Below are 21,427 nucleotides of genomic sequence, written 5' to 3'. Positions count from 1 at the left end.
GGGCAGGGTGGCGCCGATCGCGGTAACCAACCCGGCGTGCGCATCACTGGTGACCAACTGGACCCCGGTAAGTCCGCGGGCGACGAGGTCGCGGAAGAACGCCAACCAGCCGGCCCCGTCCTGACCCGAAGCGACCTGCAGGCCGAGGATCTCGCGGTAGCCCTCGGCGTTGACCCCGGTCGCGACCAGGCAGTGCACATTGATCACCCGCCCGTTCTCTGGCACCTTGAGCACCAAGGCGTCGGCGGCCACGAACGCATACGGCCCAGCGTCGAGCGGTCGGGTGCGGAACGTTTCAACCTGTTCGTCGAGGTCTTGGGCCATGGTCGAGACCTGCGATTTCGACAGGCTCGTGACACCGAGGGACTCCACGAGTTTCTCCATCCGCCCCGGCGAGACTCCCAGCAGACAACACGTGGCCACGACGCTGGTCAGGGCTCGTTCGGCGCGTTCGCGGCGTTCCAGCAGCCAATCCGGGAAATAGCTGCCGGACCGCAGTTTCGGGATCGCTACCTCGATCGTTCCCATCCTCGTGTCGAAGTCGCGGTGGCGGTAGCCGTTGCGGGCGTTGACCCGCTCGCTGCCGCGTTGCCCGTAGTCAGCACCACAGAGCGCGTCAGCTTCGGCTCCCATGATCGTCTGGATGAACGAGCCCAGCATCTCCCGCAGCAGATCCGGCTCCGCCCCGGCAAGTTGATCAGACAGCAGCTTGCCCGGCTCGATACGCTCGATATCGGTCATCGCGTGAACTTCCTCCTTCATAGCTTGGTCGCTTCGAAGGATCACGCGGTGACCACCCTCTTCCCAGCCACGACACGCTCAACACCCACATGCGCTGCTGGCACACCACACTGCCGGACACAACCCAGGCAGACCCGAGCCCGGTCCGACATGCGACTGCCGTCTCTCATACTCCACACCTGCGGCAGTACCAGAGCCGCCGGATCTCGATCCCGACCCTCGATATCGGTCACAAGATTCATAAAACGAGGCCGCGGATCGCCTGGGAACCAGTACTGGCCGATCGGCGCGTCGGGTTGAGACGGAATCATCGAGGCCGGAGGCGTTGCGGTCGGCGTAATCGTGCCCCGGCGGTGCGCAGTTCGCCGTAGAGGCGTTCCAGGCGCTCACGCAAGCAGACGATTCTTGGCGTAGCTCGCGTATCCGGTCATGTGCGATCGTCGGTCGACTGTTCCAGGACTCCTGGCCGCTCGACCGGGCGCCGCGACGCGAGCCCGTGCTGCCCGCCGCCGTTACAGACCGAGTTACCTGCTATCGCGCGTGATCGCGAGCCGAGTTTCTTGACATCGACGACGTGGCAAATCCGGGGCGATCATGCCCGCAGCGATGCGATGAACGTCCGCATATCGGTTCCCGTACCGAGCTCAGCCGCCGCGCCGGCGATCGCCTCGGCACGGGCAACGCCGTACACTGGTCCGGCGAGGCCGGTGAACTTCCCGCGCAGCGCCGCGTCGCCGATCCAGTTGTCCGGCTCACCGAGTGGCAGCGGGACCGACTCGGTGTACTCCTGGTCTCGGATCCGTGCCATCACCACGGTTTCGTGCGCCGCCAGCTCCCCGACCTCGGTGCTGATCCTGTCGATCATCGCGGTCAGATCCGTCGCGCCGATACGCTGGTAGCTCTGCCAGTCCAGTTTCCCGTCCAGCCAGGCGGCCGCGACCTGGAAGTACACGCTGAACTGCGCATCGACCGAACCCTGTGGGCGCAGCTTGGCCGTGACGGGCTCGCCGACGATCTTCATCGCGGTCGGAGAGAGACCGATCCGGATCTCCGCCTGTGCGCGTTCGGTTTCCGGGACCCGTGTGCGCAGCGCGAGCGCGGCGTCGACGGCGGCATGAGTGAACCGGCAGGACGGGTACGGTTTGATCGCGGTCTCCAGCAGAGTCCACGTCTCGCCGAGCCCCTCGGTCAGCGCGGCGGGTCGGGGATCGTCACTGTATCCGCGCAGCAGACCGTACTGTCCGTCGATCGCATGGGCGGCCCCGCGCACGCCCGCTCCCGCGAGCGTGGCACACACCAGCGCATCGTGCGCGGCGAATCCCGGGTGCAGCCGTTTGTTCCACGCCCCGTTCGCCAGGTACTGCATGGTTCCCGCCGCCTTACTCAGCACGAGCCCGAACGTGTGCTCCACCGTTTCCTTGTCGAACGAACGCAGCCGGGCGACCGCGGCGGCGGCTCCGAAGATCCCCGAGGTCGAGGTCAGATGGAAACCGCGATCGTAACTGCTCGCTCCGACGGCGGCACCGACCCGGCAGCTGACCTCGTAGCCGACGGCGAGTGCCTCGAGGAAGGCACGCCCGTCCGCTCCAGTGTCCTCGGCCTCGGCGAATGCCGCGGAGATGACCGGTGCGCCGGGATGCCCGATCTGAAGGTGGTTGGTGTCATCGAAATCGAGGGAATGCGCGTAACAGCCATTGAGCAGCGCGGCGTACTGGCTGTGGTAGCCGCGAGGTTCACCGATCACCGTTGTCTGACCATCGCCGGGGTCGAGTGCATCGACCGCGGCGCGCACGGCGGGCACGTTCTCCGCGTGATTCGAGGCGAACGCCGAAATCCCGATATAGTCGAGAACCAGATCGCGCAGCCGGGGCGGTACCAGTTCGGGCAGCCGCAAATCACTCGTGGTGAATTCGGCCAGTTTCGCGGTCGCGGACATGTCGCTCCGATCAGATCGTATCGAGTTGCCTGGCATTGGTGCGCGGTCCGAACAGTGCGACCCCGATGCTCATCGCGAGGATGAGAATCGCGCAGACGCCGAAGAGGGCGCCGGCACCGAAGGCGTACAGGAACGGAAGCGTGATGAACGGGAAGACGGCGGACACCAGGCGGGACAAGGAATAGGTTCGCCCTGCCGCCGTACTGCGCACCGAGGTCGGGAACAGCTCCGGCGTGTAGGAATGGCTGAGATTGCCCATGATCACGTTGAACACGTTCAGTGCGGTACCGGCCAGCACCACCAGCCACGCCGAACTCGTGAAGCCGAAGAGCGCGCCGCTCGCGGCGACCAGCACCGAGGAGATCACCAGCAAATGCTTGCGCTGGAAGCGTTCGGCGAACAACACGACCAGTGCGGCACCGATCGGATAGCCGCTGGCCGTCGCGGCCGTATAGCCAAGCGAGTGCAGGACGCTGAATCCCTTGTGTATCAACACAAGCGGCGCGATGCTGGAGAAGCCGAGCACCCCGATCGTCTGGCATGCCCAGATCAGGCAGGCCAGCAGCGTCCGGCCGAGCAGCGGACGGCGAAGCAGTTTCGGCCGGTCCTGCGGGTCCACAGTGGATATGGAGTCCGGCTCGGCGGGAGGCACATCGCCGCCGATTTTGCGCAGCACCGCGAGCGCCTCGGCCCGTCTGCCCTTGGCGGCCAGCCACCGTGGTGACTCACTGAGTCCGCGTCTGGTGAACCAGACCAGGACAGCGCCGAGCGCGCTGATGATCAGCAGCCACCGCCAGCTTTCCAGGCCTGCCAGCACATGTGGCAGGTTCGCGGCCAGCAGCGCTGAGACCGGCAGCGCGAGCCAGCCGATGAAATAGCAGACCCCGATCAGCAGCCCGCGCCGCGCGGCCGGTACGAGCTCGGCGAGATAGGTGTCCACGAGCACCAGTTCGGCACCGAGCCCGATACCGACGATCACCCGCAGCAGTACGAATACCGCGAAACTAGGGGAAAGCGTGCACAGTAGTGAGAATCCGGCGTAAGCGAGCAGATTGATCTGGAACATCCTGCGTCGGCCGAACTGATCCGAAAGCGGGGCGAGCACCAGCGCACCGATCAGCTCCCCGGCGAACGCCGAGCCGATCACCATCGACTTGGCCAGCGTGGTGTCCGCCCATGCGGACGGGATCAGCGTGACAAGCAGGCTGCCGAGTCCGACCTCGAAGAAGTTGAAGAAGGTGCCGATCCCCATCAAGGCAACGACGCGCCGATGCCATGGGCCGACCGGTAACCGATCCAGATTCGCGGCGATTTCCGCTGAGTCACTGCGCATCGGCAACATTGCCATGCGTACTCCCGTTGGCTCAGAAGGTGGAACGCGGATAGTAGGCGGTGGCGTCCATCAGGCGCCGCGCCGTTCGGCTGAACCCGAGCAGTCCGAAGTGGACGGACGAGCCCTCGACCCGCACCGGGGTGACACCCGAGGGGTGGCCGGCAAGCAGCAAGCCATCCGTGCGGTTGGCGCCGACCTTTCCCGGCACCGACCCTGGCACCCTCGACGCGGCGGTGAGACAGATCGATGCGGTACCGGCGATGCTTTCGTGCAGCCGGTTCATGAACAGCAAGCGGACCCGCAGATCCATGTCTCGCGCGGCGATATCGGCGCCATTGAGCGTCGTGTAACCCGCCGGAGGGGCGACCAGCCCGGCAAGCGGGATGCCAGGTGACTGCGTGTCCACCGCACGCCAGTCGGTGCAGAGACCAGCGAGCACGGCGGCCCGGCCGCGCAGTTCGCGCACTCGGTCGATCAGCGCGGTGTTCTCGTTGATCTCCGCGCTGAGTTCGCTGCCGGTGAGCCCGAAGTCTTCGGCGTGCGCCCAGACCGCAGGGTTACCCGCATCGCAGATGGTAGCGGCAACGCACGTCCCGTCGGACAGTTCGATGTCATCGACCGGGCAACCGGTCGGCAGCAGTTTGCCGGTCTTTGCTCCGACCGTACCGCTCCAGTCCATCACGATTTCCGCGCCGGTACCCGGCACTCCCGGCAGCGCGAAGTCACCATCCACTTTGGACTTACCGTCGCCGACTGGCACGTGTGCCACGAGTATTTTCCCGGTGTTGGTGTTGTGGATCCGCACTTCGGTGATCTCGTCGACGGCCGGAACGATTCCCTCGTCGATCGCGAACGGCCCTACCCCGGAGGAGATGTTGCCGCAGTTGCCGGTATAATTGATCTCGTCCTCGTCGATCGAGACCTGCGCGAAGGTGTAGTCGACGTCGGCGTCGTCCCTTGCGGACGGTGCGATGATCGCCACCTTCGATGTGATCGGACGGGAACCGCCGAGCCCGTCGATCTGCAGTACGTCAGGGGTGCCCATCAGCCGCTTGAGCAGTCGGTCCCTCCGCGGTCCTGGTTTGGGTAGATCGGATTCGTGGAAATACACGCCCTTGCTCGTACCGCCTCGCATGAGCACACATCGGACCGTTTCCTGGTCTGACATCGTTATCCTTTCCCCGGCCGGAGTTTGCCGTCCAGTTCGAGTTGCCGGAGCAGTCCTTCCGCGTCGAGCACCGCACGCAGCAGCTCAGGCAGCGGCGCGATCGGGTGGACCGTTTCGCCGACGCGCAGGCTGCCGTCGGTGAAGTCGATCAGCACCGTCTCGCCCTCGCGGATCAGCCTGGTCGCCGATGGCAGCGTCGCAGCAGGAAGGCCGTAGTTGATGCAGTTGCGGAAAAACAGGCTGTTGAACTGCTCCGCGACCAGTGCGGCGACCCCGAGTTCCCGGAACAGCAAGGGAACCGGTCTGCTCGAGCCGAGCCCGAAATTGCGTCCGGCGACGACGACATCGCCCGGATGCACGAGCTGCGGCCATTCCGGCCTGCTCGCGTGGAACATGTGTCGCGCGGCCTCCTCGATCGGCAGCCGCATCGCGAAACCCGGGTACATGTCGTCGGTGTTGATACCGTCACCGAACACCCACGCCCTGCCGCTGACCTGGTTCACCCGACCACCTCCCGAACATCGCTGATGACTCCCCTGATCGCAGAAGCGGCCACGGTCGCCGGTGAGGCCATGTACACTTCGGCCTCCGTGCTTCCCATGCGTCCCTTGAAGTTCCGGGTACTCGCGGTGATGCACACCTCGCCGGCGGCCAGGGTGCCCATGTGGTAGCCGAAGCAGGCCCCGCAGGTCGGGTTGGTGACCGTCGCCCCTGCCTCGACCAGATCGGCGAGCAGGCCGCGCCTGGACGCCTCGAGGTAGATCCGCTGGCTCGCCGGGGTGACGATCAGCCGGGTTCCGCTGGCGACCTGTTGGCCTTTCAGGATTTCCGCGGCGACCTCGAGATCGGCGAGCTGTCCGTTCGCACAGGAACCGATGAACGCCTGGTCTATCCTGGTGCCGACGAGGTCGCCGACCGGTCCGGCGTTCTCGATCACGGTGCCCGGCCTGGCGACCATCGGCGAGATGCCACTTAGCTCGATCCCGCGCACCGCAGCGTATTCGGCGTCCTCGTCCGGTCGCACCGGTGCCGGTTCGGCATCCGGCGCCGCCGCGGTGACATAGTCCAGGCAATGCTGATCGGCAGGGAAAATGGTGAAGTCGGCGCCGATCTCGGCCCCCTGGGTCGCGATCGTCCGCCGGTCGGCCATCGGCAGCTCGGCAAGGCCAGGACCGCCGAACTCGACCGCGTGCCCTGTTGCGTCGCCGTACCGACCCGCGATGTGCAGGAAGATGTCTTTTCCGTTGACCCACGGGCTTTTCCGCCCGCTGAGTGCATAGTGGACGGTCGGGGGAACCTGGTGCCAGGTGCGCCCGGTGCACACGATCTGGAGCACCTCGGCGGGACCGAGCCCGCGTGCCGCCGCACCGACAGCGCCCGCCGCGCAGGTATGCGAATCGGTGCAGGCGACCACCCAGCCCGGCCTGGCGAGCCCTTGCTCGGCGAGTACCTGGTGGACGATGCCGTGCTGTCCGAGGTCGAACAGCTTCCGGATGCCGTGCTCGGCGGCGAAGGCTCGCGCTTTGCGGCCGGATTCCGCATCGCGTATCGAAGGCGCAGGGACAGCGTGATCGAACACGATCATGATCCGGTCCGGATCCGCGACGCTGACCACATCGGCCAGCCGGTCATGGGCGAACTGGATGTCGATCAGCGCGGTCAGGTCCACCTCGCAGACAACGATCTCCCCGACCTCCGCCTGCCCGCCCGATGCCCGGCCGAGTACCTTCTGGATCAGCGTTTCAGGCATCGGCGGCCTGCCCCGCGTAGCTCTCCCGCAGGTCCTCCCAGAACGACAGGCCGAGCGCGTCGAACAGGCCGCGTGGCGAATCCTGCCCGTCCGTACCCACGTCCCCGCGCGCCGCCCGTTCCAGCGCCGCGCGCATGGCGGCAGCTGCGCTGCCCACGCACAGGCCGGGCATGATCACCAGTGCGTAGCCGAGCTCGGCGAGCTCGGCCAATTCGACCTGCGGCGTCTTGCCGCGCGGTACCAGGTTGAACAGCGCTGGCGCCGTCACCTCGGCCGGCACCCGCCGCACCTGGTCGAACGTGCCCGGCGCCTCGAGGAACACCAGATCAGCCCCGGCCTCGGCGTACAGATTGCCCCTCCGCACCGCCTCGTCGAAACCGTGCACGGCACAGGCATCGGTGCGCCCGATCAGCACTGTTTCCGGATCGCGCCGGGCCTGCGCGGCGGCTTCGATCTTGCGGGCAAACTCCTCGGCGTCCACGACCCGCTTGCCGTCGATGTGGCCGCAGCGCTTCGGGAACTCCTGGTCCTCAAGCTGGATCGCCGCAGCGCCCGCCCGCTCGTAGAGCTGGACCGTGCGGTAGGCGTGTGTGACATCGCCGAAGCCGGTATCCGCGTCCGCGATGACCGGGACGTCCATCCTGCCCGAGACCAGCGCCAGCAGCTGCACGAACTCCGTCTGCGTGGCAAGGCCGACGTCCGGCAGGCCGTTCGCGGCCGCGACCGCCGCGCCCGACAGGTAGGCGGCGCGGAACCCCGCGCTCACGGTCAATGCCGCGGACAGCCCGTCGAACACGCCAGGTGCCACGACCGCCGACCGCTCGGCAAGCAGTTCCCGCAACCGGGAACGGATCTCCGACACGAAAACCACTCCTCCGTAATGCTGCATCGTGAATATCATTGCCACAATGCGGTTCACTCTTCGGCAACCAGCATCGTCTGTCAAGGACTTGACAGACGGCACAAAGGCATGCGAATTTGACCGGCCAGCGGCAGCTCTTGCCGCACTGCGGGAAGCGAGGTCGTCAGGGTGCCAACCGATCGGGAACGGACCGACGGCGGTTCGGTGCAGGTCGTGCGCAAGTCGGCGCAGATACTCGACTGTTTCTCCGCCACAACGCCGAGGCTGCGCGCGGCCGACATCGTCCAGGCCACTGGCATGCCGACCTCGACCGTCGCGCGCATCCTGCGCACTCTCGTCGGCGAGAACCTGCTCCAGCGCCAGCGCCAGGAGTACAGCATCGGCCTGCGTGTCACCGCGTGGTCCGCGGCAGCGAAAGCCGGTTCCGATCTGCTCGCCGCCGCCGGACCGCACATCACCGCGCTACGCGACCGCAGCCGGGAATCCTGTGGCATCTACGTCCGCCAGGGCACTAACCGGGTCTCCGTGCTCGGCGCCGAATCCACGCACTCCATCATCTACCGCGGCTACATCGGCCAGATCCTGCCGCTCCAGGCAGGGGCGGCGGGGAAAGTGCTGATGGCCTACGACGAACAGGCCCACCAGGCGGCGCTCGAAGAAGGGCTACCCGGCTACACCGAATACAGCATCACCGATCCGCAGGTGCTGGAGAAGCTGCTCGACCAGGTCCGCAAACAGGGCTGGGCCTTCACCGAGGAGGAACGGGAACCGGGACTGAACTCACTGGCCGCGCCCGTTTTCGGGGCAGGAAGGACGCTCGTCGCCGCCGTCGCCATGGGCGCGCCATCGTTCCGGCTGACCAGAGCCGTCGCCGAGAAACTCGCCGCCGACATCACGGCAACCGCCGCCGCGATCTCCCGCGCCCTGCTGGCAAGCGAACCGGAACAATAGCCGCCCCGCTGTACCGAACACCGCAGCGCCGCGGGGACCGCAGCGTCCACACGTGCCACGCGAACCGGCCGCACATCGGCGACAAGCCTCGTGCCGATAGGCATCGCCGCAGCATGCGACGAGGACCACTGGTCTGCCTATTTTGCGGCTGGCCGTAGCAACCGGAAGGCGCGGCCGTTGACAGAGACAGCTTCCGTATCTAGTATCAGCATGCTTGTATTGACGAGAAGGCGTGTATTCGGTTTTGGAGCGGGTAAGTGAGATCTTGCTTCGTCGTGCACCGAGGGAATAACGCGAACCGGGAGGTGCTGCCCTGTGGGTGGTCATGTCGTCGGCAAAGTGCCTGAGAGCTTGTCTCCGCTCATCCACGCGACGCGGGGCGTCCGCGGCCAAGCGACTCCTCAGGTTGATCAGCTCCACCGGAGTTCTGTTGTATCGACGTTCAACAATTCGCCCCATCGAGCGTGCCACGATCGGCGGAAGGGCGACTATGCTCCCGCGTAATATACGAAGCCCGCGCTTCTTGACTGTGCTCGCAGTGCTCATCACCGCCGCGATTTTCGGCACCTCGGAATCGGCACCTGCTTATGCCGCTGATGGCCAAGGTATCCGTTGTATGAACACAATCACGCCAGTTCGACTTGTTGCACATGGACCGGCACATTTTCAAGTTCATGGCCGACTCTGCCTTCCGTCCAGTGGGCAAACGCGCACCGTTCAGTTGTTGGTTCCCGGTGGTGCTTATGACCACAGTTATTGGGACTTCCCCTATCGCCCAGAACGCTATTCGTATGTTCGTGCTATGGCCGAGAGCGGCAAAGCGACTTTCACTATCGACCCGATCGGATCGGGGCGTAGTTCGCTTCCTCTCGGTGCATCGGTGACACTGTCTGCTGTAGCTCGGACAGTGCACCAGCTCATTCGTGACCTGCGTGGCGGAGCCATCGGAGACAGAAGCTTCAGGAAAGTTGTTCTCGAGGGCCATTCGGTCGGATCAGCGGTGGCGTGGGTGGAAGCAGCGACATACCGAGACATCGACGGGCTCATCGTAACCGGCATGATGCACCCGAACCCTCTCCTCCCGATCACACTACGTGCTATCGTCGGATTGGGGACATCTGTACAACCGGCGATGCTAGATCCAAAATTCCGCTACGTTTTGGATCCGACATATATTACGACCCGACCCGGTACGAGGGCGGGGCTGTTTTACAATCCTGCTGACACCGATCCGGAAGTGCCCGTAGTCGATGAACAAACGAAAGCGACCTTGCCATTACCCGAAATGGCCTTCCCGGTCCATCAGCTCGACGGTCTGACACGTCATATCAATGTTCCGACACTCGTCGTCGAGGGTGGGAAGGACAAATTTTTCTGTGCCGGACTAGGGGGACGGGACTGTTCCAGCGGACAGGCCATACGCCGACACGAGGCCCCGTACTACGGACCCGGCGCCCAGTTGCAGGGGTATGTACTCCCGAATGCCGGGCACTGCATCAACCTCGAACGCAACGCCCAGGAGTGGTATCGCGCGGCAAGCCGATGGATTGACACGGCAGTCCATTGACAAGCTGAATCCCGATGCCGCCGACCTCAGGCATGTCCCCACCTCGGTTGAACCTTCTCGCGATGTTGGAACGAGTGTGTCCGGCAGCGTATTCGACTGATGGATCATCACGGCGTCTGAAGCGCCGGTTCGAGGTGGTGTGCAGCTCAATGTAACGGTGAGAAGGCGGTGGGAAGGGCGATGGTGGAAGTCGCATGAGTGATGTTCTCCGGGCCGTTTTTCGGGGGCCAGATACCGCGTTCGTAGGAGTTGCGGCGAATGGTCAAACGTTCGTCGAGGCTGGGGAAAGGCCAGATGTGCGTGATTCGAGGTGCGCCGTCCAGGCCGTACATCGCCGTGGTCAGAGGGAAAAGCTTGGTGCGTTCGGGTAACGCGGCTTCCCAGCCGGACATCGTCGGGAGAAGTCCACCTACTTTCAACCTATAGGTGCGAATCTCGTAGACGTTGCCGCACCTTCCGGTGCGGACAGGCGGCAGGAAAGGGAACTGCGCATAGCTCTCGACGGTGAACGACTCCAAGTACTCACCGATCCCGAAGGGATTGGAGCTGGCGAGAATCTGCTCTCGCTCCTCAGTGAGTTGTACGGCGTCCTGGAACTCGCGAAGGAGGATTACCCGGCCGACGATGATGCCATGCTCTATTTCCCAGCAGCCCAATAATCTGCCACGCGCCGCGACGCCGGTGGTGTAGTCCTCCAGCGTGGATAGCGCTTTCGGCACGGTGTACAGCTTCAGTGCGAGGTTGGTGAGTTCGTACAGCACGGCAACACTCCATAAGTAAGTTAGCTAACTTATCAGCAGTATGCTTATACTACAGGCATGTGCGGTGACATCACGGGTGAGTTGGCGGGCTTTTGTGTGAGCGTGGCAACGCAACGGATGCCAGGGGACGTCATCGTCAAGGCCAAGTTGTGTCTGGCGGACTTTTTGTCCGCGGCGCTCGTTTCTTCGGAAGAAGCGCGCTCAGCCGTGAAGGCACTGGGTGTATCCGGTGGGGATGAGGGTGCCGCGCAGGTGCTGGGTGCGGCCACACGTGCCACCGCTCCGACTGCGGCTTATCTCACCAGTGTGTCGGCGGCGGCGACTGCTCGCACTGACACGCACGTCGAGAGCTCCTCGCATCCTGGCATGGTGCTTTTTCCCGCACTACTGGCGTTGGCGGAGCAGGAGGATGTGCCTGCCGGCCGGTTGTTGTCCGCGGTGGTGGTCGGCTATGAAGTAATGTGCCGTCTCGGTTCCGCACTGATCACGCCGGGGGTGGCTGCGACGTTCCGGCCGACCGGTCTGACGGGACCGGTCGCGGCGGCCGCGGCATGTGCGCACCTCTTGGCGCTCGATCGCCACGGCACTCAGGGCGCGCTCGGCATGGCGGCGAGTGCCGCGTGCGGGCTCAACGAATGGGCGCGCGCCGGTACGCAGGAGCATGTGCTGCATTCGGCGATGGCTGCGCGGGCGGGTGTGGAGGCGGCCTTGCTGGCACGCCACAAATTGACCGCGGCCCGCGGTGCCCTGGAGGGCGAGGCGGGATTGCTCGCGGGCTTCGGTGCGCGGCACCGGTCGTCCCGGCTCATCGAAGGGCTGGGCAGCGGTTACGCGATTCGCGACATCGTGCACAAGCCCGCCCCGGCGTGCATCTACGTCCAGGGGCCGTGCCAGTTGGCCGAGGAGATCGTGCGACGGCACCATCCGGACTGGAAGCGCATCGAAGCAGTCGGCATCCGACTCCCAGAGCAGGCGGTGCGGTATCCGGGGTGCAACAACAGCGGCCCGGTCACCGATGTCGTCGCCGCGCAGTTGAGTGTGCAGTTCAGCGTTGCTTCCGTACTCGTGACTGGCGGTATCTTCGACCAGAACTGGAAGAACCTCGATGACCTCGGGACGAAACAGTTGGCCGCCCGGTCGCGGCTGACGGTGGATCCGCACCTTACCAAGGAATTCCCACAGCGGAATGGATCCCATGTCGAGGTGCTACTCGACAACGGGTCCACGCTGGTTGCCGAGCAGGATGCCTTTCCCTCGATGACCGCCGTGCAGATCGTCCGGCGGTTTCATTTGGCAGTTGATCCCGTTTACGGCCGCGCCGGCAGCCAGGCGATCTTGGACTGCATTGCTGGTCTCGACCGGATCCCGTTGTCGCGCCTGCTAGAAACTCTCCAGTCCGGCTGAATCGGAACCCTCGATCGCGGCGGTGCGGCCCGCTGCGCGGCCGAATACCGCGGCGCGCATAAGGGCGGCACCGCCGGGGTAGTCCCCATAGAACAGGCCCCCGGTGGCCTCACCCGCCGCGTACAGACCGGGTACGGGGACGCCGTCGGGATCGAGGGCCCGTCCGTTCGGGTCTATCCGTACCCCGCCGAAGGTAAACGTCAACCCGGCGACGGCATGGTAGGCGACAAACGGCGGGTGGTCCAGTGGAGTGGCGTCCTGCGATTTGGGGGGCGTGATGCCTTTCGCGGTCCGGCTGTCTTGGCAGGCGCGATTGAACTCCTTGATCGTTCGGACGAGCGCGTCAGCTGGGGTGCCGATGCGCTCGGCGAGTTCGGGCACGGTGGCCGCCACGATCGGGACCGCGTCCCCGGCGAACTCGTCGGCCACGCGTTTCGCGGTGCGTTGGTCGAAGATCTCGTACGCCTCGCAACCCGGTTGGCGCATGATCGCCTTGCCCATTTTCGAGTAGTTCTTCACCCAGGGGCCGGGGCCTTCGTCGACGAACCGCTCGCCATCCCGGTTGACGAGCACGCCAAGCCAGAAACCGTGCAGTGGGAACGGTGGTGCTGCCTCGCTGCACCCAGGCGAGGGCATTGTCGGATCCACGGCCGCCGAGTGGCAGCTTGCCCACGTTCCAGCCTCACCCGCGCCGGCACGCAGCGCCGCCGTGAGCCCGTCACCCGTGGCCAAGCGGGTGCCACGGAGTTTGACGTTCTCCCACTCCGGCCCCAGGTAACGGCGCCGCAGTTCGGTGTTTGCCTGAAACCCACCGCTAGTGATCACCAGTGCGTCGGCCGGTACGGGTTCATCGTCGCCGACTGCGGCAGCAACGGCACGTCCATTGCTACGAAGCACTTCGACGAGCGGCGTGGACCAGCGGAACTCGACCCCGAGCTGCTCGGCGCGCCGCACCAACGGTTTGATCACCTCGAACCCGCGCGACATGCCGTTGCCGGTGCTGGTCAGAATCTGCCCAGGCGGGATGTGCAGGATGCCCTCACGAACGTGGGCACCCACAGTGCGGTTGAAGGTGAAGCGCACGCCTTTCTCGGTGAGCCACCGCACGGTGTCGAGCGACCTGTTCGTGAGTGCTCTGACGAGTTGCGGGTCGGCGCGGCCGTTGCTCATCGCCATCAACTCGTCCGTGTAGGCCTCAGTGGTGTACGGCGGCGCCTCGATCCGGTCGGCCCACATGCCGGCTTCGTAGTCCTGGGTGATCGAGGTCAGATCGGCCGGTCCGTCGTAGCAGAATAGGAATAATCCTCCGGAGAACGCGGCGTTGCCGCCGACGTCGGTGCGGTCGCCTTTCTCCAGCAGTACCACGTTCGCACCGGCTTCACGAGCGGAGATCGCGGCGGTGAGCCCGGCCAAACCCGCGCCGGCGACGACAACTTTCGGCATGGCTTTCTCCTTGGTTCGGTAGCTTTGTCACCAGGTGAATGTCAGTGGCTTCGTGGCCCCGTTCTCACGTGGTACCGGGCCGGTGTGCCGTACGAAACCTTTGTTGGGTATGCCGATTTGCTCGGCGAACCAGTTGGCCGTGTCGACGAGCCGGGGCAGGTGGATGCCGGTCGGTACGCCACACAGTTCGAGGAACTGGATGGCGTCTTCGGTGCAAATTCCGCCCCCCGGAGTACCTGGCATGGCGGGGTGTCCACCGCTGCCTGCGAGCGCGGTATCGATGTTGCGAATACCAAGCTCGAGCAGGGACGGCAAGGCGGCCAGGCCCATGCCGCGCGTGTCGTGTATCTGCACGGTGAGATTTTCGGCGGGTACATGGGCGAGTGCGGTGGTCACGAGCTCGCGCACCTGCGGCGGGGCCGCGTATCCGGACGAGTCGGCGAGGATCCAATGATCCACGCCGATATCGAGCAACCGGCGCGCCAGTGGTTCAAGCTGTGCTCCGTCCCTGGCGGGGCCGGTGGGGCCGCCCCAGGCGAAAATCACGTACGTGGCGAGCACGATGTCGTAGTCGGCGGCGTAGGCCGCCATGCGTTCGAGTTCGCTCAGGGATTCTGTCGTGGAGCGTCCGGTGTTGGCGAGGGCGAAGTCCTCGTCGGCCGACAGCAGGAACGACGCGGCATCCGCGCCGGCGTCGATAGCCCGCACGAGTCCGTGAGTATTGCCAACACAGCAGCCTAGGCGCAGCCCGGGCACACGAGGGATGCCCGAGAACACGTCTTCGGCATCGGCGAGTCCCGGGATCAGGTCCGGCCGCACGAAGGAAGACAGCTCGAATGCCCGGACCCCGGCGTCGATGAGTCGTCGCACCAGTTCGATTTTGACCTCGGTCGGGACGAGATGGTTCTGGAACGTCAGGCGTGGCGCGATCTCACGAATGTGTACTTCGTCGACCATGGTGGTTCCTTCAGGCATGGCGGGTCGGTGTGAGCCCGGCGAGCTGCGCGTCCCATGCGCCGGTCCGCCCCTGACTGCGCAGTTCGGTCTTGCGCACTTTGCCGGTCGGGGTGGCAGGTAGCTGGTCGAGGACCCGGTAATAGCGGGGCACCATGAAGTGCGGCATCGACCGGTCGCAGTAAGAGAAGAGCTCAGCGAAATCGAGCTGCTGTCCGGATTCCAGCTGTAGTAAGGCCAGTACCTCGTCTTCACCGAGTTCCGAGGGTGTGCCGACGACGGCGGCGGCGACGACTCCTGGGTAGGCGAGCAGTACGGATTCGACCTCGTGCGAGGATATGTTCTCGCCGCGGCGGCGCAGCGCATCTTTCTTACGGTCGATGAAATAGAAGTAGCCATCCTCGTCGGTGTAGCCGAGATCCCCTGTGTGCCACCACAGATCGCGGATCGTCGCGAGGGTCGCCTCGGCATCGTGGTGGTAGCCGGAAAACATGATGTGCGGCTCACGGGGGCGGTAGACGATTTCGCCCGCCTGGCCCGGCGCAGCTGGTTGCCCGGACGTGTCGTGGACCTCGACGATGGATGATGCTGTGGGCAACCCGATCGAGCCGATCCTGCGCCCTGACAGCGGGTTGTAAAGAATGTTCTTGGTCTCGGTGAGTCCGTAGCCTTCGACGATGTGCACACCGAAGCGTTTCTCGAACGGTTGGAGTACCGTTTCTGGGGCGGGGGCGGCAAACGCACGCTGCGCATGGTGGTCGCGGTCGGAGTTCGAGGCCGGCTGCGCGAGGAGTGCCGGCAGCATCGAGCCGAGTGCGTTGAACTGGGTGACGCGATTCGCGCGCAACTCGTCCCAGAACCGGCTCGCGGAAAACCGCCTGCCGAGTACCACGGTCGCACCGGCGTACAGGCCGTGCAAAGCGAGATTGACCTGCGCAGCACCGTGGAACAGCGGCAGGCATGTGTAAAGCCGTTCATCGGGGGTGGTGCCCATTTGCGCTGTGCACTCTCGGGCGGCGACCACTTGCATGCGGTTGGGGTAGACGACTCCTTTGCTGTGGCCGGTAGTGCCGGAGGTCAACATGATCGCCACCGGATCCGCCGGGCCGACCTCGGGCAGCTCGGCTGCGCATTCGCCGTCGGCGAGAAGCTCACGCCAGGTCAGCACTCTGACGCCGGGCAGCGTGCGGCTGGGCCTGACCTCGTCCAGCAAGACCACCGTCGTGAGCGTTTCAGGTGGTTCGGGAAGGTCGGCGACGAGCTCGAGGAGGCCGGCCTCGGTGACCAAGACCCGCACGGCGGTACTGCGCAGCGCGTGATCGAGAAACATGCCCTTGTAGGCGGTGTTGACCGGCACCTCGACCAGCCCTGCCCGGGCGGCACCGAACCAGGCGAGCAGATACTCGACACGGTTGGGCAGCAGGATGCCGACGGAGTCGCCCGGCGCGGAACCGATCGCGAGCAGGCCGCGGGCCACCTGGGAAACGGTCTCGTCCAGGTGACCGTAGGTGAGTTCGGTATCGCCGGACACCAAGGCGGGCTTGTCCTGGAGTGTCCGGGCCCGTGCGGCGACGAGACCACCGACGGTGTCGTCCGCGAGTTCCTTGGGTGACACGACGGTCCGGGTCATCCCAGCTCCTTCTTCGCCCGGGCCAGGAAGTCTTCGAGCGTCGGGTCCCAGGCTGCCTCGGCGCCTGTGGTCACCAGGAACGTGTCGATGCCGAGATCACGGTAGGTGCCCAACGTGTTCAGGATGCGCTCCTCGGTGCCGACGAGCGCTTGGGAGTTGGCGAAACCACCGAGCAATTTCGTCAGCCCGGTCCAGAAGCAGTCGTCATGCAGCTCCTCCTCGGTCAACGCCAGCGCCCGCTGCCGCCCCACCGAAGTGTCGGTCGAGGAGGAACGGAGGAACTGGCCACTCGCTGCCGCGATTTGGTGTTCGACCGCACGGGCTTGCGCCCAGGCATCGTCGTCGGAATCGCCGACGAACAGCCGTAGGCTCAGCGAGAACCGCATCTGCCGCTCGTAGCGTTCGGATGCAGCGACAACCCGTTCGATGCGTTCCTTCGTGCCCGCGAACGGTTCCCCCCACAGCATGTACAGGTCCGCGTGACGCGCGCCGAAGTCGACCGCGTTATCGCTCTCCCCGCCCATGAAGATCGGCACTTGCCCCTGCGCAGGCTTTGTTTGGATCTTCACCGCTTCTGCGGCGTAGTAGTCGCCATGGTGGTCGAACTGATCGGTTGCGGTCCAGGTTCGGCGGATCACATCAAGGTACTCGATCGCGCGCCGATAGCGCTCCTCCTTAGGCAGGTCGTCGGACTCGCGGCGCAAGTCTTTATCGGACCCACCGACGACGAGGTTGATAGCGAGCCGTCCGCGCGCCAACACATCCAGGGTCGCGAAGTATCGTGCCGCTGCCACCGGCGGCATGACACCGGGCCGATGGGCGACGATCGGGGAGAATTTCTCGGTTGCCGCGAGCGCAAAGGGCGCGGTCGCATGGTTGTGCGGCCAGGTCGAGGAGTACCCGACCAGTACCCGGTCGATCGCCTGCGACCGGTCCAGTTCGTGGACCCGCTCGAGCATTCGGTCCGGGTCGGTCTCGCCGGCCTCGAGGGGCTGGAGCCCGGTAAAGAACTGGACCATGGTGTCCTCCTTTGATTGTCTGCCAACCAGGTCTGGTGCCTGGTGAAATGGTCGGGGTGCCGGATGCGCGACTCCGCCTGGGCGCAGCCGCGGGGCACCGGGTCGTTCGGGACGGTTTGATCGCGAGGTCGTGTGTATGCTCAGGCGGACGTCGACTTCTGAAGTGCCGTGACCACGGCGTCGGGCACGTCGATCGTGCCGCGTCGAAGCGTCTCCGCACGGCAGGCCACGGACCGATCGAACGGCACTCGGACCCCTGCCTCGCCTTCGACCGGCCTCGTTGCCCGCATCGACGCGGCGAATTCGGTGACCCTGTCCTGGTAGTCGTCTGGATCGGTCAGCACGGCCGGGTCGACCAACAGCACGAAGAAGCCACAGTCGGAGATGCCGGGCGGGTCAGCAGCCGCACCGCTCATCATCCCGAGCAGCTGTACAACCATGGCCAGCCCGGAACCTTTGTGTCCGCCCCAGACGGCGAACGCGCCATCCAAAGCGGCAGCAGGATCGCGTGTCGGGACGCCGTCGAAGTCGTACGCTTGCCCCTGTTCCAGGCGTTCGCCGAGCCTGGCTTTCAGCGCCACCTCGCCATACATGACAGCGGATGTGCCGATGTCCCAGATGACCGGCGTCGGGCTCGCGGGGAAACCGAACGCGATGGGGTTCGTACCGAACCGGCCTTCGGTACCACCGTACGGAGCGACCACGCCAGGTCCGCTGCCTGCGATCATCCCCGAGAAACCCGCAACGGCGGCTTTCTCCAGATAGTAGGAAAACATTCCCGTGTACCAGGTGTTGTGGGCACCGACTACGGCTATCCCGCGCTCGCGAGCCTTGGACATCGCCAGCGCAAGCGCTCGCATGCCAACGAGGTACCCCACCTGGTCGCCGCCGTCGAGCGTTGCCGAGACCGAGGTTTCGGCAACGACGCGGATCGGCCGCGGTTCTTCGTGTGTGGTCCGGTGACGTTCCACGATAGACACCGCGCGTGCAAGCCCGCCGAACGACAAGCCTCGCTGTTCACAGTCGAGCAGATGATCGGCAATGACGTCGGCGTCCGCCGGTGACTGCCCGGCACAGGACATCGCCTTCGTCACGAGAGCGCGGGCATCGGGCAAGGTCAAAATGGTCATGAACCGGCCTCCGCGGATGTGACAGGGTTGAGATCAAGCGGCAGCGACATGGTGGTACTGGCTGCGGAAAAACAGCAGTGGGTCCGCTGAACCATCGGCAGCCAGGTCGTCAACGTGGCCCACGACGATGTCGTGGTCGCCAGCGTCGTGCACGGAGGTGATCGTGCAACCGAGCCAGGCCACGACACCATCGAGCACGGGATCGTCGTGTGATCCGGGGTGCCAGCTCACACGGGTGAATTTGTCCCCGCCCGGCACGGCCAAGGCGCGGCAGATGTCTTCCTGGCCGACGGCCAGGACGTTGACGCAGAAGGTGCCGCGCCGAGCGATGATCGGAAACGTCGAAGACGACTTGGAAGGCAGGAATGCCACCAAAGGGGGTTCGAGCGAAACCGAGGTGAACGACGAGACAGCCATCCCCACCGGCTCGCCGTGCGCGTCACGACTGGTGACGGCGACTACCCCGCTGGGGAAATGCCCCAACGTCGATCGGAACGCCATTTTTGTAAGCATGCTGACATGATACAAGCACTCTTTTGGTCAAGCAACATACTGAAGACCCGTCCGCGCGCTACCACTACACTGTGGGAGTGGCAGGCCAGTTTCCTTATATCGACCCGTTTGATGACGGTCGCTCGCCCGTGCGACGAGAAACCGACATGGATGAGGCGTCTTCCCTGATCGACGCCGTGTTCCGATTCGAGCGTGCGGTCTCGCGGATCGGCAATGTGCGACTCCGGCCGTGGAACATGACACTGTCCAGTTACACCGCGCTGCGCATACTGGCCAATCAGCCGCATCTCACGCTCGCCCAACTGTCCCGCCGTTGCTATGCCCGTCCGCAAACGATGACGCGCATGATCACGCAACTGGAGAAACGCGGTTTCGTCGTCCGCGGCGCGCATCCGGAGAGTGAGCGAGCCCACTCGCTCGAAGTCACCAAGGCCGGCCTTGCTGCGCTCGCGGAGATGGGGAGCGCCGTGCTCAAGATCAGCGACACGCTCAACTCGGTACTCGGCCGAGACGACATCGCGGCCGCTGACCGTCAGCTGCGACAGGCGGCGCAAGTGGTTGAAGGTGAGTCGCGCGACGAGGAGCGCACGGACAGGCAGTGACCCAGGATCGTAAGCATGCTTATAATGAGCTTATGGATCGAATTCACATGGCAGTAGCCGCTTTGAAGTCCGGCCGGCCGGTACTTGTGACCGACGCCGCCGACCGTGAGAACGAAGGTGATGTCGTACTCGCCGCGCACGCGGTGACGCCAGACTGGATCGCCTGGACCGTCCGGCACACCTCCGGGCTGCTGTGCGCGCCGATGCCCCCGCATCGCGCGGCGGAGCTGGCGCTGCCAGCGATGGTGGCGTACAACGAGGACTCTCGAGGCACTGCCTACACCGTGACCGTAGACGCAAAAACCGGTGTCACCACCGGAATCAGCGCTGCAGACCGTGCGCGTACCCTCCAGGCACTCGCGAACCCCGCAAGCACGAGTGCTGATCTCACCCGTCCCGGTCATATCCTGCCGCTGCGGGCACGAGCCGGGGGTGTCCTCGAGCGGCCAGGGCACACGGAGGCATCGGTCGACCTATGCCGACTGGCCGGTGTGCCGCCGGTCGCGGCTATCGCAGAACTCGTGGACGAGGACGGCTCGATGCTGCGAGGTCCCGGGGTCGAGGCCGTCGCGCACCGGTTCAGCTTGCCGACGCTCACGATCGCCGAACTGATCGGCTACCGTCAATGGAACCCCCTGCCGACCGCAGAGGATCCGCGAGTGGTGCGAACCGCGGAGACCGAGCTACCCACCAGACACGGACATTTCCGCGCACTAGGCTATCTCGACCTGCGCACGGGTGCCGATCATCTCGTGCTCGTTCGTGGAAACCCGAGCGATGAGACCATCGTGCGAGTCCACTCCGAGTGCCTTACCGGTGAATCACTCGGCTCGCAGCGCTGCGACTGCGGCCCGCAGCTCGACGCCGCACTGGAGCGCATCGGGCGGGACGGTGGGGTGGTGGTGTATCTGCGCGGACACGAAGGTCGGGCCATCGGGCTCAGAAAGAAGCTGGCCGCGTACGAACTTCAGGACGAGGGACTGGACACAGTGGACGCCAACCTCCGCATCGGCACACCGGAAGACGCGCGCGAATACGGGGCAGCGGCAGCCATACTACGTGATCTCAACACGACCCACGTCCAGCTGCTGACCAACAATCCCGACAAGATTCGTAGCTTGGAAGCCGGTGGAGTTTCCGTGGTGCGCCGCCTTTCCCTAGCCGTCGGCGCTGCTCCTACGAACATTCACTACCTCGCTACGAAACACCGCCGCATGGGCCACCTCTTCGACAACCGCGAGATTTCCTGAGCGACTTGATAGCGGCTCTCAGAACTTATTTCAGACGACTGATTGCTCCGCTGGCGGCGCCGGCCCGCTAAGGCCCGACAACGGAACGAGCACTGTGCCCGAGCTCGTCGATCCCGAAGCCCGGCGCCAGGGCATCGCCAAAGCGGTGTTCCGCGTCGTGCTCCGCCACGGACTCCACGCGGCATCACTGCACAATGTTGCGGCGGAGGCCGGACTGGCGATCGGCTCGGTGAGGCACTACTTCGCCGACCACGACGGGCTGATGCTTTTCGCGCAGCAGGCACTGAACGACGCGGTGAACGCCCGTGTGCCAGCACACGTCGACAACCTCCGCATTGCCGAGTCACCACAGGACCGCCGGCGGCTGAGAGAAGAGACGAGCGTGTGGCTGGCCTTCACCACCGCAGCACGCA

The 21,427-nt window shown here is 65.1% G+C and carries 19 protein-coding genes; 5 read left to right on the top strand and 14 right to left on the bottom strand.

Going from position 1 to position 21,427, the window contains the following annotated elements; all coding sequences use genetic code 11:
• The 7 genes from A37U_RS0129760 to A37U_RS0129730 all read right to left on the bottom strand — a co-directional run.
• Nucleotides 1-741 (bottom strand): IS256 family transposase (locus A37U_RS0129760; RefSeq protein WP_026197740.1); only part of this gene is annotated, 741 nt, incomplete at its 3' end.
• Between the two features lie 592 nt (nucleotides 742-1,333).
• Nucleotides 1,334-2,677 carry an MmgE/PrpD family protein gene (locus tag A37U_RS46040; RefSeq protein ID WP_020500324.1) on the bottom strand — a complete coding sequence of 448 codons (1,344 nt, stop codon included), beginning with the start codon at nucleotides 2,675-2,677 and terminating at the stop codon, nucleotides 1,334-1,336.
• Nucleotides 2,678-2,687: 10 nt separating this feature from the next.
• Nucleotides 2,688-4,025 (bottom strand): MFS transporter, encoded by a 1,338-nt coding sequence (locus tag A37U_RS0129750; RefSeq protein WP_063712851.1) that lies wholly within the window; start codon nucleotides 4,023-4,025, stop codon nucleotides 2,688-2,690.
• 16 nt (nucleotides 4,026-4,041) lie between these two features.
• Complete coding sequence (locus tag A37U_RS0129745) at nucleotides 4,042-5,178, bottom strand: 2-methylaconitate cis-trans isomerase PrpF family protein (protein ID WP_026197738.1); 1,137 nt, start codon at nucleotides 5,176-5,178, stop codon at nucleotides 4,042-4,044.
• 2 nt (nucleotides 5,179-5,180) lie between these two features.
• Entirely contained in the window at nucleotides 5,181-5,681 is a 501-nt protein-coding gene (locus tag A37U_RS0129740; RefSeq protein WP_020500321.1) for a LeuD/DmdB family oxidoreductase small subunit, read from the bottom strand.
• Nucleotides 5,678-6,928: a 3-isopropylmalate dehydratase large subunit gene (locus A37U_RS0129735; protein WP_020500320.1), complete on the bottom strand. Its 1,251-nt coding sequence runs from the start codon at nucleotides 6,926-6,928 to the stop codon at nucleotides 5,678-5,680. The genes A37U_RS0129740 and A37U_RS0129735 overlap by 4 nt, the downstream gene beginning before the upstream one ends.
• Complete coding sequence (locus A37U_RS0129730; RefSeq protein WP_240437716.1) at nucleotides 6,921-7,790, bottom strand: isocitrate lyase/PEP mutase family protein; 870 nt, start codon at nucleotides 7,788-7,790, stop codon at nucleotides 6,921-6,923. Before A37U_RS0129730 ends, A37U_RS0129735 begins: the two co-directional genes overlap by 8 nt.
• A 168-nt stretch (nucleotides 7,791-7,958) precedes the next feature.
• On the opposite strand from A37U_RS0129730, the gene A37U_RS0129725 reads away from it, so the two are divergent.
• Nucleotides 7,959-8,741, top strand: a complete 783-nt coding sequence (locus A37U_RS0129725) for an IclR family transcriptional regulator (protein ID WP_020500318.1) — start codon at nucleotides 7,959-7,961, stop codon at nucleotides 8,739-8,741.
• Nucleotides 8,742-9,279: 538 nt separating this feature from the next.
• Complete coding sequence (locus A37U_RS50345) at nucleotides 9,280-10,308, top strand: alpha/beta hydrolase (RefSeq protein ID WP_157183108.1); 1,029 nt, start codon at nucleotides 9,280-9,282, stop codon at nucleotides 10,306-10,308.
• Between the two features lie 146 nt (nucleotides 10,309-10,454).
• On the opposite strand, the gene A37U_RS0129720 is transcribed toward A37U_RS50345, so the two are convergent.
• Nucleotides 10,455-11,069 (bottom strand): NIPSNAP family protein, encoded by a 615-nt coding sequence (locus tag A37U_RS0129720; protein WP_020500317.1) that lies wholly within the window; start codon nucleotides 11,067-11,069, stop codon nucleotides 10,455-10,457.
• Nucleotides 11,070-11,126: 57 nt separating this feature from the next.
• On the opposite strand from A37U_RS0129720, the gene A37U_RS0129715 reads away from it, so the two are divergent.
• Nucleotides 11,127-12,473 (top strand): MmgE/PrpD family protein, encoded by a 1,347-nt coding sequence (locus A37U_RS0129715; RefSeq protein ID WP_083933999.1) that lies wholly within the window; start codon nucleotides 11,127-11,129, stop codon nucleotides 12,471-12,473.
• Here A37U_RS0129715 and tcuA read toward each other — a convergent pair.
• The 6 genes from tcuA to A37U_RS0129685 form a co-directional block, all read right to left on the bottom strand.
• Entirely contained in the window at nucleotides 12,450-13,916 is a 1,467-nt protein-coding gene (gene tcuA, locus A37U_RS0129710) for an FAD-dependent tricarballylate dehydrogenase TcuA (protein ID WP_020500315.1), read from the bottom strand. The genes A37U_RS0129715 and tcuA overlap by 24 nt on opposite strands.
• A 27-nt stretch (nucleotides 13,917-13,943) precedes the next feature.
• Nucleotides 13,944-14,873 (bottom strand): beta/alpha barrel domain-containing protein, encoded by a 930-nt coding sequence (locus tag A37U_RS0129705; protein ID WP_020500314.1) that lies wholly within the window; start codon nucleotides 14,871-14,873, stop codon nucleotides 13,944-13,946.
• A gap of 10 nt (nucleotides 14,874-14,883) precedes the next feature.
• Nucleotides 14,884-16,500, bottom strand: coding sequence for an AMP-binding protein (locus A37U_RS0129700; RefSeq protein WP_020500313.1), 1,617 nt, complete (start codon nucleotides 16,498-16,500; stop codon nucleotides 14,884-14,886).
• Entirely contained in the window at nucleotides 16,497-17,519 is a 1,023-nt protein-coding gene (locus A37U_RS0129695) for an LLM class flavin-dependent oxidoreductase (RefSeq protein ID WP_020500312.1), read from the bottom strand. The genes A37U_RS0129700 and A37U_RS0129695 overlap by 4 nt, the downstream gene beginning before the upstream one ends.
• A gap of 140 nt (nucleotides 17,520-17,659) precedes the next feature.
• The gene (locus A37U_RS0129690) at nucleotides 17,660-18,649 is read right to left on the bottom strand and encodes an Ldh family oxidoreductase (protein ID WP_020500311.1); all 990 of its coding nucleotides are present in this window, start codon (nucleotides 18,647-18,649) and stop codon (nucleotides 17,660-17,662) included.
• 33 nt (nucleotides 18,650-18,682) lie between these two features.
• Entirely contained in the window at nucleotides 18,683-19,162 is a 480-nt protein-coding gene (locus tag A37U_RS0129685; RefSeq protein WP_026197736.1) for a flavin reductase family protein, read from the bottom strand.
• Between the two features lie 77 nt (nucleotides 19,163-19,239).
• On the opposite strand from A37U_RS0129685, the gene A37U_RS0129680 reads away from it, so the two are divergent.
• Together A37U_RS0129680 and ribA are read left to right on the top strand one after the other, a co-directional pair.
• Nucleotides 19,240-19,764 carry a MarR family winged helix-turn-helix transcriptional regulator gene (locus A37U_RS0129680; RefSeq protein ID WP_240437714.1) on the top strand — a complete coding sequence of 175 codons (525 nt, stop codon included), beginning with the start codon at nucleotides 19,240-19,242 and terminating at the stop codon, nucleotides 19,762-19,764.
• Nucleotides 19,761-21,014: a GTP cyclohydrolase II gene (gene ribA / locus A37U_RS0129675; RefSeq protein WP_240437713.1), complete on the top strand. Its 1,254-nt coding sequence runs from the start codon at nucleotides 19,761-19,763 to the stop codon at nucleotides 21,012-21,014. The genes A37U_RS0129680 and ribA overlap by 4 nt, the downstream gene beginning before the upstream one ends.
• The last annotated feature ends 413 nt before the right edge of the window (nucleotides 21,015-21,427 follow it).

Origin of the sequence: Sciscionella marina DSM 45152, from assembly GCF_000379465.1 — a bacterium.
In the GTDB taxonomy this organism is placed as follows: domain Bacteria; phylum Actinomycetota; class Actinomycetes; order Mycobacteriales; family Pseudonocardiaceae; genus Sciscionella; species Sciscionella marina.
This window is presented reverse-complemented; position numbering and strand designations above follow the sequence as displayed.

Coding starts and splice junctions, on each gene's coding strand:
- A37U_RS46040 (WP_020500324.1), bottom strand. CDS start 2,677: ATGTCCGCGACCGCGAAACTGGCCGAATTCACCACGAGTGATTTGCGG.
- A37U_RS0129750 (WP_063712851.1), bottom strand. CDS start 4,025: ATGGCAATGTTGCCGATGCGCAGTGACTCAGCGGAAATCGCCGCGAAT.
- A37U_RS0129745 (WP_026197738.1), bottom strand. CDS start 5,178: ATGTCAGACCAGGAAACGGTCCGATGTGTGCTCATGCGAGGCGGTACG.
- A37U_RS0129735 (WP_020500320.1), bottom strand. CDS start 6,928: ATGCCTGAAACGCTGATCCAGAAGGTACTCGGCCGGGCATCGGGCGGG.
- A37U_RS0129715 (WP_083933999.1), top strand. CDS start 11,127: ATGTGCGGTGACATCACGGGTGAGTTGGCGGGCTTTTGTGTGAGCGTG.
- tcuA (WP_020500315.1), bottom strand. CDS start 13,916: ATGCCGAAAGTTGTCGTCGCCGGCGCGGGTTTGGCCGGGCTCACCGCC.
- A37U_RS0129705 (WP_020500314.1), bottom strand. CDS start 14,873: ATGGTCGACGAAGTACACATTCGTGAGATCGCGCCACGCCTGACGTTC.
- A37U_RS0129700 (WP_020500313.1), bottom strand. CDS start 16,500: ATGACCCGGACCGTCGTGTCACCCAAGGAACTCGCGGACGACACCGTC.
- A37U_RS0129695 (WP_020500312.1), bottom strand. CDS start 17,519: ATGGTCCAGTTCTTTACCGGGCTCCAGCCCCTCGAGGCCGGCGAGACC.
- A37U_RS0129690 (WP_020500311.1), bottom strand. CDS start 18,649: ATGACCATTTTGACCTTGCCCGATGCCCGCGCTCTCGTGACGAAGGCG.
- A37U_RS0129685 (WP_026197736.1), bottom strand. CDS start 19,162: ATGCTTACAAAAATGGCGTTCCGATCGACGTTGGGGCATTTCCCCAGC.